The sequence below is a fragment of the Saonia sp. genome (genome assembly GCF_056326165.1).
Genome location: NZ_JBWFBN010000005.1, coordinates 29,040 through 44,805, shown reverse-complemented (window position 1 = coordinate 44,805; position 15,766 = coordinate 29,040). Strand labels below are relative to the sequence as shown.

The 15,766-nt window shown below is 36.0% G+C and carries 10 protein-coding genes and 1 tRNA gene; 3 read left to right on the top strand and 8 right to left on the bottom strand.

The window, feature by feature from the left end:
• Nucleotides 1–23: 23 nt before the first annotated feature.
• The 3 genes from serS to AC000W_RS06190 form a co-directional block, all read right to left on the bottom strand.
• Nucleotides 24–1,295, bottom strand: coding sequence for a serine--tRNA ligase (serS, locus tag AC000W_RS06200; RefSeq protein ID WP_474746898.1), 1,272 nt, complete (start codon nt 1,293–1,295; stop codon nt 24–26).
• 108 nt (nt 1,296–1,403) lie between these two features.
• Complete coding sequence (locus tag AC000W_RS06195) at nt 1,404–2,729, bottom strand: HTTM domain-containing protein (RefSeq protein WP_474746897.1); 1,326 nt, start codon at nt 2,727–2,729, stop codon at nt 1,404–1,406.
• A 2-nt stretch (nt 2,730–2,731) separates the two neighbouring features.
• Nucleotides 2,732–3,658 carry a bifunctional riboflavin kinase/FAD synthetase gene (locus AC000W_RS06190; RefSeq protein ID WP_474746895.1) on the bottom strand — a complete coding sequence of 309 codons (927 nt, stop codon included), beginning with the start codon at nt 3,656–3,658 and terminating at the stop codon, nt 2,732–2,734.
• A 51-nt stretch (nt 3,659–3,709) separates the two neighbouring features.
• Here AC000W_RS06190 and AC000W_RS06185 point away from each other — a divergent pair, with 51 nt between their 5' ends.
• Nucleotides 3,710–7,507: a reprolysin-like metallopeptidase gene (locus tag AC000W_RS06185; protein WP_474746894.1), complete on the top strand. Its 3,798-nt coding sequence runs from the start codon at nt 3,710–3,712 to the stop codon at nt 7,505–7,507.
• Complete coding sequence (locus AC000W_RS06180) at nt 7,504–8,184, top strand: hypothetical protein (RefSeq protein WP_474746893.1); 681 nt, start codon at nt 7,504–7,506, stop codon at nt 8,182–8,184. The genes AC000W_RS06185 and AC000W_RS06180 overlap by 4 nt, the downstream gene beginning before the upstream one ends.
• On the opposite strand, the gene pth is transcribed toward AC000W_RS06180, so the two are convergent.
• From pth to AC000W_RS06165, 3 genes are all read right to left on the bottom strand, one after another.
• Nucleotides 8,185–8,811, bottom strand: a complete 627-nt coding sequence (gene pth, locus AC000W_RS06175; protein ID WP_474746891.1) for an aminoacyl-tRNA hydrolase — start codon at nt 8,809–8,811, stop codon at nt 8,185–8,187.
• 65 nt (nt 8,812–8,876) lie between these two features.
• On the bottom strand, nt 8,877–9,533 hold the full coding sequence (locus tag AC000W_RS06170) for a 50S ribosomal protein L25/general stress protein Ctc (RefSeq protein WP_474746890.1): 657 nt from the start codon (nt 9,531–9,533) through the stop codon (nt 8,877–8,879).
• Nucleotides 9,534–9,583: 50 nt separating this feature from the next.
• Nucleotides 9,584–10,525, bottom strand: coding sequence for a ribose-phosphate pyrophosphokinase (locus AC000W_RS06165; protein WP_474746888.1), 942 nt, complete (start codon nt 10,523–10,525; stop codon nt 9,584–9,586).
• A gap of 176 nt (nt 10,526–10,701) precedes the next feature.
• Between AC000W_RS06165 and AC000W_RS06160 the strand changes: the two genes are divergently transcribed.
• A tRNA-Leu gene (locus AC000W_RS06160) sits at nt 10,702–10,782 on the top strand.
• 135 nt (nt 10,783–10,917) lie between these two features.
• Here the strand turns inward: AC000W_RS06160 and AC000W_RS06155 are convergent.
• Nucleotides 10,918–12,528, bottom strand: a complete 1,611-nt coding sequence (locus tag AC000W_RS06155; protein ID WP_474746887.1) for a RagB/SusD family nutrient uptake outer membrane protein — start codon at nt 12,526–12,528, stop codon at nt 10,918–10,920.
• 18 nt (nt 12,529–12,546) lie between these two features.
• Nucleotides 12,547–15,630: a SusC/RagA family TonB-linked outer membrane protein gene (locus AC000W_RS06150; RefSeq protein ID WP_474746885.1), complete on the bottom strand. Its 3,084-nt coding sequence runs from the start codon at nt 15,628–15,630 to the stop codon at nt 12,547–12,549.
• Nucleotides 15,631–15,766: the final 136 nt, after the last annotated feature.

Here is a 15,766-nt window from a genome sequence, read left to right as displayed (position 1 = left end):
AAAAAAACCAGAACAGATGTAACTTAATTTATAATATCAAACCCGGTGTAAGGAACCAAAACCTCTGGAATTTTTATTCCTTCCGGCGTTTGGTAATTTTCCAAAATTCCGGCCAAAACCCTGGGCAAGGCCAAAGAACTGCCATTTAAGGTGTGGGCCAACTGACTTTTCCCATTTTTATCCTTAAAACGAAGCTTAAGCCTATTGGCTTGATAGGTTTCAAAATTAGAAACAGAACTTATTTCTAACCAACGGTCCTGGGCGGTAGAAAATACTTCAAAATCATAGGTAAGAGCCGATGTAAACCCTAAATCACCACCACAAAGACGAAGAATGCGATAGGGTAATTTTAAATCTCGCAGAATATCTTTTACATGATCTACCATTCCGTTCAATGCAGCATATGAATTGTTTGGGTGCTCAACACGCACTATTTCTACTTTGTCAAATTGATGCAAACGGTTCAGCCCACGTACGTGAGCACCATAACTACCAGCTTCTCTTCTAAAACAAGGTGTATAACCAGTTAAGCAAATAGGAAAATCTTTTTCATTTACGATTTCATTTCTAAAAATATTGGTAACAGGAACTTCAGCAGTTGGAATTAAATATAAATTATCTGCCCCTACGTGATACATTTGTCCTTCTTTATCTGGCAACTGACCAGTACCGTAACCTGAAGCCTCGTTTACCAAATGCGGAACTTGAATTTCTTTGTAGCCAGCTTCTGTATTTTTATCCAAAAAATAGGAAATAAGAGCTCGTTGTAATCTTGCACCTTTTCCTTTGTAAACGGGAAAACCTGCTCCTGTAATTTTTACACCCAATTCAAAATCTATAATGTCATATTTTTTTGCCAACTCCCAATGTGGTAAAGCATCACCAGAGAGCACGGGAATATTCCCCTCTTTAAAAACCTCTTCGTTATCCTCTTCTGTACTTCCAGCAGGCACAGATATATGAGGTATATTGGGGATTTGATATAATAAATCTTGTAATTCTTCAGCAGTGGTGTTTAAGTCTTCTCCTAGTTTTTTAGAATCTTCCTTGAGTGTACCAGTTTTTTCTTTTAGGGTATTGGCTTCCTGGGCTTTTCCAGTTTTAAATAGCATGCCTATTTCTTTGGAAAGACTGTTGGCCTCTGCCAAAGTTGCATCCAACTGAGTTTGTGTTGCTCTTCTTTTTTCATCTAATTGCAAAATAGTATCCAATAGGGAGGAAGCATCTAAATTGCGTTTATTCAATGCTTTTATGATTTTGTCCTTGTTTTCCCTAATGACCTGTAATTGCAACATTTTTATAAAATTTAAGGGACAAAGTTAAGTTTAATTGACCAATGTATCAATGGGAAAATTTATGGTAGTTGATGAACCATTATTAAAGCCGGTTTCTATTGATATAAGTTACTCCATCTCTTTTGACAATGGTAAAATCCATTCACTATGGGAAAAAGAATTCCAAGGTACACTAGCCAAATCTACTTGTGGGTCTATAAAAGGTTTGGATGCTTTTCCATTGATGCTAACTCTAGAATTTACGGCGTGTACCTCAACATCTTGCCCATCATTAGCATATTCTTTTTTTAAGTGCTGAGCGAATTGCCATATAAAATCTGGATACGCAGCTATTCTTTTTGCTTGTTTTTTGCTGAGATAATCAGTTGTTTTTATTGTTTCAATCTGCCCTGATTTTTTGTTCTTGGTTTTGAAAGTGATAGTTCCAGACCTACTTCTAAGCATCATACGCCAACTCATTCGATGACCTTCTTCAGTCCACAATACATCATCTTTAATAAAATAATGGCGAATAGGTAATATTAACTGAATTAGAAAATAGATACTGGCACCAATTAAAAAGAACTTTTTATATGAAGGTGATTGAGTTTCATCATCAGTATACAGTGGCTTCTTTTTAAAGAAGATGTTTCTTATTGTCTTTCCATCAAAAAAGAAGACAATAAATGCCAAGGATAAATAAGGAAAAATACCTATTTGGAATACTACGGAATTAAAAAGATGAAAGAAAATTGCAAAACAAAAAGCAATTTTTCTGGTTGGTTTCCATAGCAGGGCAGGAATAATTAAAAAATCGAACAAAATACCAAAAATGGCCACTGCTTTGTGTACCTGTGGCTGTTGTAAAAATTCACCAATCAAAAAATAATTGGCTTTTCCCTGCATCAATATTTTTACAAAAGTAAAATCAATCCAGTCCGCATATAATTTGGCCAAGGAAGCATAGGTATAGACAATAAACAATTGTGCCACTACTGCCCATTTTACCCAATTTGGCATACCATTTGTTTTTATGGACGGCGTGTATTTTGCATCCAATGATATATTCTTGTGGGCGGGCATAAAAATCATTAAAAAAGAAATTAAAATCAATAAATAGTAGTGGTTGTTGTAGGATGTTTTTTGCATTAGATACGCTCCGGTCCACATAATGGTAAAAGAGATGATACCAAACCTATATTTGTAACCCAGTGCGATTAGAATGCCCAAAGAACCCATGATAAAGAAATAGACATACATGCCATTTCCAACTAATAACTGTAACCAATCAAAACCAACAAAATTAAAAGTGAATTCAGGTTCTACAAGGTTTATTCTTACCCAACCTGTTAAAATGGCTCCATAACATTCACAAGCAATTAGAATTCCAAAAAAAATACGAAACAGAATGAGTGGGCTATTATCGATTTTTTTAAAAAGGAATCGGTTTAGCATATTTATTTGGATAGAATAGAGAGGGAGGTTTCTCTGTCTTTCTGCAATTGCTCTTTAAGGGCATCAACAGAATTGAACTTGTGCTCATCCCGAATGCGATCTAAAATAGAAACCTGTATTTTTTGACCGTAAAGGTCTTTATTAAAATCAAAAAAATGGATTTCAATATTTTTACCCGTTCCATCAACGGTAGGGTTGTAACCAATATTCATCATGCCACATACTTTGGCATTGTTCAGAACGGCTTCAACAACATAAACACCATTTTTAGGTATAAGTTTGTACGTTTCTTCTATCTTAAGATTAGCGGTTGGGAATCCTATTGTTCGACCCAAACCCTTACCTTTTTTAACGATGCCCGTTAACATATAATTGTATCCTAAATAAGTGTTGGCTATCTTAATATCACCATTGGACAACGCTTTTCTAATTTTGGTTGAACTTACTGATACATCATCAATTTCTTGTGCTGGAATTTCTTCTACCTCAAAATCTAGCGCATTTCCAAAGGAAATAAGGTCATTTATATTAGCATTGCGATTTCTACCGAACCTATGGTCATAACCAAGGACTATTTTTTTTATTTTTAAATCGTTTACCAAAATATCCCGAACAAATTCTGTAGCGGATAGCCGAGAAAACTCTTTGGTAAAGGGATGTATTATAAGGTAATCTAAACCAGATTCTTCAAGAATCTGTATTCTTTCATCAATGGTATTCAAAAGTTTAATATCTGCATCTTTTTGTAGAACCATTCTTGGGTGAGGAAAAAAAGTAAGTACGGTTGATTTTAAATTTAAATCTTTGGCATTATTTATGAGCTTTTCTAATATTTTTTTGTGGCCAACGTGCACACCATCAAAAGTCCCAATGGTTATGGCAGTGGAATGTTTTTTGTCGTATTTGGAAATGCTTTGGACTGTTATCACAGATTGGAAAAATAAAAAAGGATTACATTTGAACTAGTTAATACCCCTTGGATGCTTACAAAATTACGTCTTGTTTTTTCATTTTCCATAACTTTTCTCTGCTTTTACGGTTCTGCCCAAACCAAGTACTGGGAAGAGGGCAATCCAAGAACTGTTACTATGGAAAAATCCATGCAAAAGTTGGATGTAAACAAGACCAAGTTATTTACACTTAAACCAGAAGTTCTTAAAAATGAACTTACGTCTTTAGCTATAAATAAGAATGCCTCCAAAGTGGTTTATTTTCCAGATATAGAGGGGAATTATATTCCTTTTAAGGTTAAGGAAAAATCCATTTTGTCAAGCCAATTGGCTTTAAAATACCCAGGAATAAAATCATATGCAGGGTATGGATTAGAGGACAGGAGCAAAAGAATTAGCTTTAGTATTTCTCATAACGGAATGCAAAGTATGATTGTCCAAACGGACAAAAGCGAAAGCGTTTTTATGCAGAAAGCCAACAAAGACGATAATAAATATGTTGTGTACGCAAGAGATGCCAACTTTTCTTCCAAGGATGGATTTATATGTGATACTCAGGCAAAGATTCAGAACAATATTGAAACAATCCCTTTTGCTTTGGTGGATGACCAAATTCTTAGGAAATATAGAATAGCAGTATCAGCTACTGGAGAATATACTCAATACCATGGAGGAACTGTTGCAGATGCTTTAGCGGCTATAAACGCAACATTGACAAGGGTAAATGAGGTTTTTGAAACAGATTTGGGAGTTACATTAGAATTGGTTTCTAATAATGATTTGGTGATTTTTATGGATGCGGCAACAGACCCTTACAATGGAAATTTAAATTCTGAAACTCAAAACACACTTACAAGTATTATTGGAGAGGAAAATTATGATGTAGGACATCTTTTTCATAATGATGATAACAACGGAAATGCGGGTTTTGTAGGTTCGGTTTGTGCAGATAATAGAAAGGGAAGTGCTTTTTCATCTGGTTTAGACCCACAGGGAGACCTTTTTGATCTTGATTTTGTCGCCCATGAGTTGGGACATCAATTTGGGGCCAACCATACATGGTCTTTTGAATCTGAAGGAACTTTAGTACAAGCCGAACCAGCCAGTGGTACAACTATTATGGGTTACGCCGGAATTGTGGAAGGAAACAATGTGGCACCCAATGGGGACGATTATTTTCATTACTATAGTATTCTTCAAATTACAGAGTATTTGGCAACCACTAGTTGTGGTGAGCAAATTGCCATGAGCAATAACCCACCTGTACTGTTTCCAGTAGGGGATTATTCTATTCCAAAATCTACGGCTTTTGTTTTGTCTGGTAATGCTTCGGACCCAGATTTGGGGAACATACTTACTTACGCATGGGAGCAAATAGATGATGGAGTTGTCACTGCGACTACTTTTGGACCAAACAATCCAAGTGGGGCAAATTTTAGGTCACAAAAACCAACTATAGAGCCAGAACGTTATTTTCCCATGCTTTCAAGCGTAATTCAAGGGAATCTTACTCAGACTAACCCAACTGAAGGTTCTGAATGGGAAACAGTTTCTAATGTGGAAAGAGAAATGAATTTTGCCCTAACAGTTAGAGACAATGCAGATGACGGAGGACAGGTAGTTTCAGATTTGGTTAAAATAAATGTAGTTAATGCAGCAGGCCCTTTTTTGGTCACTTCACAAGTAACCAATGAAGTATATGTTGCTGGTTCAATACAAGAAATTACATGGGACGTTGCCAATACCAGTAATGCTCCGGTAAATGCACAAATGGTCGATATTTTTCTTTCTATAGATGGTGGAATTTCTTTTCCTATCCAAGTAGCGGATGATGTTCCCAATGATGGTTTGCAATCTATTTTATTGCCAGGAGTAACAACTACTGCAGCTCGACTCATGGTTAAAGCAAGCAACAACGTATTTTTTGCTGTGAATACTTCAGATTTTACAATTACTGCGTCGGAAGTTGTATTGGCTTTTGATGGATTAGAGTATTCTGTATGCCAACCAGCTGATTTGGTGGTGCCATTTAATTATCAAACTTTTTTAGGGTTTAATGAGGAGGTTACTTTTTCGATTCCAGATGCTCCTGTTGGTTTGGGAGTGGTATTTTCTCCAACTACGGCAACTATCAATACACCTGTAGACATTACTTTATCGAATACCGTTGGGCTGGCTACAGGAAGCTACCCAATTACTGTTACAGCAACATCAACCAGTATTACTAAAGAGGTTGTTTTGCAATTGGAGATAGATAATTCTACTTTTTCGGAGGTCAATCTTACATCGCCAATTGATGGAATGGTAGATGCCAGTGAGACACAAATTTTACAATGGGATGAAGAGGCAAATGCCACTTCTTATGATATAGAAGTGGCTACGGATGATTTGTTTACAAATATCATTGAATCTGCAACAGTTATTTTTAATTCGTATGAAGCATCAAATTTAGATACAGAGACTGTTTATTTTTGGAGGGTAAAGCCAAAAAATGATTGCGGGGAAGGGGTTTTTAGTACGCCATTCAGTTTTACTACTATACAAATAAGTTGTATAAACTTGGTGGCAAAGAATTTACCAATAGAAATTTCTGCCGTGGGAACGCCAACCGTTTCCTCTACAATTACTTTTTTGGAAGACTTGCCAATTTCTGATGTAAATATAAACTTAGATATAGAACATAGCTTTTTGGCTGATTTAGTTGTTTCTTTGACCTCTCCATCTGGGACTACAGTTGTCTTAACTTCAAGTTCTTGTGGAGACAGAATAAATATCAATGCCACTTTTGATGATGATGCTAGTCCTTTCGTATGTGGAAATAACCAAGTAGTGGATGGCGTAGTACAACCTTCCATTGGCGGTATTGTAAAACCATTGGGTTCATTGGCTTCCTTTAATGGGGAATCTACTTTTGGAGAGTGGATTTTGGAGATTCAGGATACCGCACCTTCAGATGGGGGTTTTTTAAACTCATTTACATTGGATATTTGTGTCGAAGGTAATTTTAGACCAGACGCTGATGAAGATGGTGTTTATGATGATGGTGATGACCTTTGTTTAGGCACTCCAAAAGGTGCCGAAGTCAATGTTGATGGATGTGCCATTTACAGGTTCCCAACAAATAATTTTTCTATAGCCATCAATAGTGAATCCTGTATAAATAGTAATAATGGTTCTATTGAAATTATTGCTATAGACCAGACTATTGACTATACTGTAACTCTTACCGGTAATGGGGTAAACTCAACAGATAATTTTATGGATACCTATACCATGGGTAATTTGACAGCTGGTACATACACCATATGTATTACAGGGACCGATGGAATAATTACTTATGAAGCCCATTGTTTTGAAGCTATAATTACTCAACCAGAACCCTTGGGTGTTACATCCAAAGTTTCTGCTGATGGTAAAATAGCTTTGCTCACCCTTAGTGGTTCCTCTTTATTTAATATTGAACTTAATGGGCTTTTGATGCAAACGGAGGAAAAGGAAATAGAATTGGATTTAAAAAATGGAAGAAATCAATTAAAGGTATATACCAACTTACCATGTCAAGGAAGTTTTGAAGAAGCATATGCTGTATTTAAAGAACCATCGGTTTACCCTAATCCTTTTGTTGATAGTGTAAAGGTGTTTGTAGGTTTAAATGAGGATATTACAATAAATATTTATGCCCTGAATGGAAAGCTTATAAGAACGGTTAAAAAGAATGTGGTAAATGGAGAAATAGAACTACAATTTTATGAATACCCATCTGGAGTGTATTTCATAAATCTTGAAAGTAAGGAAATAAATAGGGTATTTAAAGTCATTAAGAGATGAGGCGTCTTGTAATTTTTATATGTTGTATAGTGGTCTTTGGATGCAAGAAAAAATCTGCGCCAAAAGCACCAAAATCCAGTATTTTGGTTTTTCCTAACCAAGACTCGGAGTGTACTACGGGAGAATCTTTAGATGAGACTACAAGTAATGTGGAATTTAGATGGATGGCCTCTGATGACACTGAAACCTATGAATTAAATGTAAGTAATTTAACTACTGGAATTACTCAAAAAATAAATACAGCTTCTTTATCTGCAAAATTACCTTTGGAAAAAGGAGAGCCTTTTTCGTGGGTAGTGATTTCAAAAAATACTAAGGTAAATGAAACAGCATCAAGTGAGACATGGCAGTTTTACAATGAGGGTTCACAAACAACGTATGCACCATTTCCTGCCCAGGTTATTTTTCCTGAATCTGGAGCCTCAGTTTTAAAAGACATAAATAATGAAATAGAATTAAATTGGTCTGGGGCGGATATAGAAGATGATATTGATGTTTTTGAAGTTTATTTTGGAACTGAGTCCACGGCAAATACATTAGTTACTTCCTTATCGTCCGATGATACTGTCCACAAAGTGAGTGTTATGTCTGAAGCAACCTATTATTGGAGAATTGTGACCCGAGATTTAGAAGGGAATACATCAGACTCCGGAATTTTTCAATTTAAGGCTTTGTAGTTAAGAACCATTAAATTGGTTCATTGTGTTATGTAAACCAGAAAGCACAAAAGAATGTATGGCTTCTGAAGATTTTTCCAATCTTTCTGACAAGCCAGTTGCTTCCTCATCGTTCCATTCGCCCAAAACATAATCTACTTGCCTGCCTTTGGAAAAGCCAGAACCTATGCCAAATCTAAACCTGTTGTACGTTGTTGTTTGCAATAAATTTTGAATATCCTTAAGGCCATTGTGACCACCATCACTTCCTTTGGCCTTAATTCTAATGGTCCCAAAAGAAAGGTTTATGTCATCGGTTATTACTAGAAGATTTTCTAAGGGAATTTTTTCTTTTTCCAACCAATATTTCACGGCTTTCCCACTTCTGTTCATATAGGTAGACGGCTTTAACAGCAGAACACTTTTTCCTTTAATTTTTATGGTAGCAGTAGCGCCAAGCTTATTCAACTCAAAATTTACTTCCTTTTTTTTCGCTAGAAAATCAAGAATTTTAAACCCGATATTATGTCTAGTGTTTTCATATTCAGGGCCAATATTCCCCAAGCCCACAACTAAAAATTTTTTCATACTATTTTTTTCATCAAGTAGAAAAGATGTGTAAAAGATTGATTTTAAAAAATGCCACATAGATAAAAATACAAAAGCATCCTGAAACTACAGGATGCTTTTTTAATATTGAATTGTTTTATAAACTATTCGTTACTTTCTGATGCAGCTTCAGCAGGCGCTTCAGATGCAGCTTCTCCTCCTTCAACTTCAGCCCCTTCACCTTCTTCTTCATCCTCATCGTCAATCACAATGGCTGCACGTGCTGTTTTAACCTGTACGACTACTGTTGTATCTGGGTGTAGGATGGTGAAATCATCATTTAATAATGATTCTACGGAAATATTACCTCCAATTTTCAACTTTGAAATATCAATATCAAAGAAATCTGGAAGATTGTCTGGTAAAGCTTTAATGGTTAGCTTTCTTTTTCTAAATAACAATCTACCACCATTTCTAACCCCTGGAGAGTTTCCTATTAATCTTACAGGAATATCCATTGTAACAGGTTTGTCACTAAATAATTGATAAAAATCTATATGTAAGATTTTATCAGTTACAGGGTGAAATTGAATATCCTGCATTACAGCTTTTAAATTCTCATTTCCATCCAAATCAATCACAACAGTATGTGCGTTTGAAGTGTAAACCAAGTTTTTAAATGCTAATTCTTCTGCTGAAAAGTGCAATGGTTTATCTCCTCCGTATAATACGCAAGGAACCTTTCCAGCATTACGTAAGGCTTTTGTTGCTTTTTTGCCCACGCTTTCTCTTTGTGATCCTTTAATTGTAATTGACTTCATTATATATATTTAATTAATAAATTCTTTATTTGATAGCTATTGTGTTTTAACTACATTAAAAACTTTGACGCTATAGATGTGTTGTTATGTACTCTATGCATAACATCAGCAAAAAGTTCCGCACAACTTAAAACCTTTACTTTGTCACTTTCTTTTTTGATTGAAATTGAATCGGTAACAATGAGTTCCACTAACTGGGATTCCTCTATTTTTTTATAAGCGTCACCAGATAAAAGGCCATGCGATGCAATGGCCCTAACACTTTTAGCTCCCCTTTTCATCATTAAATCGGCTGCTTTGGTCAATGTGCCAGCAGTATCTATCATATCATCCACAAGTACAACATTTTTCCCCTGTACGTCTCCAATAAGTTCCATATGGGATATTACATTGGCCTTGGCTCGCTGTTTGTAACAGATAACCACATCACTTTCCAAAGCTTTTGAATATGCATATGCTCTTTTGGAACCTCCCATATCTGGGGATGCAATGGTTAAATTGTCCAAGTTTAATTTTCTTAAATAAGGCAAAAACATGGTTGATGCAAACAAATGGTCAACAGGTTTCTCAAAGAACCCTTGTATTTGGTCCGCATGCAAATCCATGGTAATAATTCTGGTTGCTCCTGCGGCTTCCAACATTTTAGCAACTAATTTTGCTGCAATTGGCACTCTTGGTTTGTCTTTTCTATCTTGTCTGGCCCAACCAAAATAAGGCATTACAGCAGTAATGTGTCTTGCTGATGCTCTTTTGGCAGCATCTAACATTAACAACATTTCCATAAGATTTTCTGGGCCAGGATTAGTAGAGCCTATAATGAATATACGTGCACCACGAACAGATTCCTCAAAAGAAGGTTGAAACTCACCATCACTGTATCTGGAAAAAGCTACTTTTCCTAAATCAATACCATATGATTTGGAAATCTTTTCTGCTAGAACAGTACTTTGAGTACAACCAAAAATTTTAGGTTCTGGAACCGTATAGGACATTGTAATATGTTGTTAACTAATAAATTGGCATCCTTTTTATAAAGGAGGTGCAAATTTAGAAATTTATTTGTGTTGCTAAAGGATAAATGTTGATATTTTTCTTTAAATGAAGAAAATATTTTTTAGTTTTGCAGTCCTCATTTTTGCGGAAGATTTTAATTTTCTTGAAATTAGTTGCTCGAGTGGCGGAACTGGTAGACGCGCTGGATTCAAAATCCAGTTCCTTTGGAGTGTGGGTTCGATTCCCACCTCGAGTACAAAAGCCTCACTTATTTAAGTGAGGCTTTTTTGTTTTTAGTATATGGCCTTAATATTTATTTAGTTTATTACAAAAAAAGACCGTCTTAAGACGGTCTTTTTTAACACTTAAATTTATAATTAAAACTTCTTAATTAATACCCTGGATTTTGAACTAAATTAGGGTTTAAAATTACTTGGCTTGCTGGTATTGGGAAAAGCTGGCGATCTGCATTGCCTATAGCCGCAGGATCTTTAAATTCCCAATCACGTGTGTACTGTCCAAAACGAATTAAATCATTTCTTCTCCAAAACTCTGCATACAATTCTCTACCTCTTTCATCAATCAAGTCTTGCTCAGTAACAGATCCTAAAGGAGTTGCTCCACGAATAGTTCTTAATTCATTTACTAGGGCGGTAGCATCACCACCACTTCTCATCAAGGCTTCCGCTTTCATAAGATGCGCATCAGAATATCTAAAGAAAATTTCATGTTCAGCAAATTCTCCATATCTAGGTGCATATTTTATAACTCGTATACCCGTTACTTCGTCATTATCAACCAAACTTTTTTCACCATTTACAGCACTAACAAAATCTCTTCCGAAATGTAATGGATTACCACTTCTATCTGTAAGTGGCGTACCTGTTGGGCCATATTGTTGCCCAATCAAAAATCCATTACCTATATTAGTTCCATCTGCTAACCCATCACCGTTAGAATCTTTTGTTCCAGGTGCACCCGCTGGCTCTGCTGCTAAAGGAACAAACCCTCTACGTTCTTCTTGTCCACTTCCTTCAACATTGATATTTGGGTCACCTTCAAAAAGGTCATAAAACTCTGCCAACGTACTAAAACCATTCCATCCACCTGCTTGATCAGGAGTAGTTAAATTATAGTGTAAGCCATTCCATATTCTATTCCCAACACTTGTAGGCACATACCAGATAGTTTCATTATCAGCTTCACTTCTAAATATATCAAAGTATCCACTTACCAATTCATATCCGTCACCTGCAATTTCATCCACTAAAGAAATTACTCTAGCCATATCACTGCTATCAGCAGATCCTGACCCATTGTAGATATGTTTGTTCAACAAAACTTTAGCCAATAAATACTTAGCTGCGGCTTGTGTTGCTCTGTCATTGTCGCTACCTGCTGCGGATGAAGGAAGCCCAGAAATGGCTGCCTCTAAATCGCTAACAATAAATGAAACTGCCTCGTCTCCAGATAACACTGCTGGATCATCCAATGGTGATGCAGTAGTATCTCTAAATGGGACTTGTCCAAAATTATCCAAAATTACGAATACAGCTAAACCGCGAATAAAAGATGCATGAGCCTTAGATTCTGCATCAGAGGCAGATCTATCGTCTAAAATCTCACTTGAGGTTAATTGTAATTCATTCCAATTATTCCATACATTATTAAGGTATTGGTGATCTGGAGTCCAAGAATGTTGGTGTAATTGTCTCCATATACCATTATCTCCCCAGTCAGAACCCCTGGTAGGAATCAATTGAGTATCTGTAGTAACCTCACTCAATGCAAATAAATCGGCTTGATTTCCAATGTATCCATTAAGTTGGTTGTACATAGCATTCACCGAGCTGGTTGCTTCTTCAGACGTTGAAATGCCTTCAAAGTTTGCAGCAAGTATAGAATCTGTTTGCTCTACTTCTAAATCAGTACAAGATAATAGTACTAAAGAAGAACATGAAAGCAATACTATGCTTTTTAGTTGTGTTTTTAAATTATTCATCATTGCAGTTTTTTTAAGTTAAAATTTAGCATTAATTCCCAAAGTAACAGTTCTTGGTCTTGGGAAAGAGGTATAATCTATACCTGCACTTGGTATGCCACTTCCAAAATCACCTGTGGCAGAAGATACTTCTGGATCAAGACCACTATAATCAGTTATTAATAACAAATTTTGGCCAGTAAGAGATAATCTTAGGCTTTTAAACGTTCCTGCGCCACTAAGAGGTACATTATAGCCGATGTTAGCATTTTGTAATCTTACAAAATCTCCTTTTTCTAAATATAATGTTGAAACTTCAGATGAAATTAAATCTAGCGCTTCGGGCGTTACATTACCTGTTAAATCAAAAGCTGCTCTATTTATGAAGGCATTGGCCGTATTATTATATACATAGAACCCAAATTGACCGGTAAAGAAGACTGAAGCATCCCAATTTTTAACACTTAGATTTAATGCCAAACCTGTTGTAATGTCTGGCAAAGCATCTTTACCAACAAAACCTTTGTTATCGGCACTGAAATTTGGAACTCCGCTAGCATCTTCTGAATATTCTGCCATATAGTAAGAGAATAAGGACATGCCCTCTCCTAGTTTTTGACCAAATGCTCCGGTTAACCCTGGACCATTTAAAATACCAAAATCAGCACTTGTTCCATTTAAACCTTCAACCGTATTGTTATTATATGCAATGTTGAATGAAGTTGAGAAACTAGCATCTTCTGTTTGGATAAAATCATAATTCAACCCTAATTCAACACCTTGGTTAATTAAAGTCCCATTTTCTAAATTTTTAAAAGTAAATGGATCAAAAGCGGGTGCCGCAGCTGGCTGTCTAAACAATAAATCTGTTGTTTCTCTTCTATAGACATCTACAGAACCGTTAAATCGGTCACTATTAAAACCAAAATCCAAACCAACATTCATATCCAATGTTTCTTCCCATTTAAGACCTGGGTTTTGTACAGCTACTGTTTCTTGTCCAGGCCTGTTTATACTACCATCATTATCTATGCCTGGTCCACCAAAACGAATTCGTTTTAAATAGTTGGCATAACCCAAACCTTCCTGGTTACCAGTAATACCTGCACTTACCCTTAGTTTTAAAGTTGAAAACGCTTCACCCACAAAATCTTCTTCCGCCAATTGCCATGCAAAAGCTGCGGATGGGAAATAACCATATTTATTATCTCCACCAAACCTTGATGAACCATCAGCTCTTAATGTTGCTGTAAAAAGATATTTACTATTAATAGAATAATTTACCCTACCAAAAAATGATTGTAATTCATCAGTATTATCAAATGTATCTCCCCAAAGAGAACGATAGTGTTGTGCAGTACCAGCAGGCAATGAAGCGGCATCATCAAAAGGAATAAGGCTATTCACAAAACTACCACCTGCATGAACACCAAATTGCTGATATGGTCCAGGGATTGAATTTTGGGCACTCCTAACAGATTCTATTAAATCTGCACCCATTCCATTTAAATCAGAAGTTGAAGCTCCCCAACCTTGAGAGTTAATTCCTTGTCTACGGAAATCCTGAAAAGTATAACCTACAATGGCATCCAGTTTAGAATTTTCAAAGTCCTTTTTGTAGCTTAATGTTGCTTCCAATAACTTACTAGTAGCTTCTAAAGTATTATATGCACCTTGACCATTACCACCAACACGATTAAAATTATTCAAGTTAGCTGATAATACCGAAACGGCCTCTGCACTAGAATCATCATATCCACCAGAAATTTTGGCAGTAAATTCATCTGTTATGTCATAAGACACTGATACATTAGCAAGAAACCTATCTGTATGCGTCTCTGATTGCCAATTAGCTAAATAGTTCGCTGGATTTATTTGATTTCCATCTCTAAAGAAATTTGGATCCGCAGGCCATGTAGGATTTGCAGCGTAGGCAGCACCAATTAAATTTCCACTAGCTCCAGCAGCACCACTTATTGGGGGGGCTTCATCATTAACTCTAGAAATAGACGCTTGAACACCTATACTTAATTTATCGTCCAGAAGACGATGGTTTAAGTTAATTCTTCCAGTAACTCTTTCTTGTGAAGATTTCTCGATAATTCCAAATTGTTTTCCATAGGAAAAGGTAGCTCTTACATTACCACTACCATAATTATTAGAATAAGATAAATTCTGGTTTTGAGAAGCAGTAGTTCTAGTAATATAATCTTGCCAATCTGTATTAGCTCCAAAGTTATTGTTATCTGCAATTTCTTGACCTCTTAACTCTGCTGTTTTAGCTAACCAGTCACTGGCACTAAACAAATCGAATTCATTAGCTGGAGACGAAATACTTAGATTTGAGTTAAACTCCCAAACACCACCTTGACCGCTTTTTCCGCTTTTTGTTGTAACGATTACAACTCCATTAGCACCACGTGAACCATAAATAGCCGTAGCAGATGCATCCTTTAATATAGAAATACTTTCAATATCTGAAGGATTAATAAAGCTTAAAGGGTTTCTTGTAGCATTTCCTCCATTTACTATATTTCCTCCGGACGGTGTAGTTGATTCTCCTGATATTGGAACACCATCTACAACAAATAAAGGATTGTTGTTTGAACGAATTGAGTTGGATCCTCTAATTCTAATATTTACTCCTGCTCCCGGTTCACCACTGGATTGTGCAATTTGCACACCAGCAGTTTTACCTTGTATCAACTGTTCTGGTGAAGAAATAACGCCCCCGTTAAAATCCTCTGCAGTTACTGCAGAGACCGAACCAGTTGCATCCTTAACAGTTGTTGTACCATAACCAATAATGATTACTTCCTCCAATGCTTCGGCATCTTCTTCCAAGGTAACATTAATGGTTGATTGCCCGTTTACCGCAATTTCTACTGTTTTAAAACCAATGTAACTAAAAACCATAGTAGCATCATTGTCAACATTACTTATGGTATAGTTTCCATCAAAATCTGTTTGAGTACCGTTGGTAGTTCCTTTTACCAAAACACTGGCCCCGGGTAATGGACCATTGGCATCGGAAACTGAACCTGATACATCTTGCGCTTTTGCAAGACCGAAGCATAAAAATGCCCCAATAAGCAAATAGCTCTTTAGTAGCGTAATCTTCATAAATAGCGAATTTTAAGTTTAGTTAATTTTAATTCAAGGGTTAAACATATGTAAAAAAAGTGTTAAATATTAAATTTTGTAATTTTAACAACTACGAAAACGGTTTCGTGTTAATAACTTTTTTAAAATGCAAACC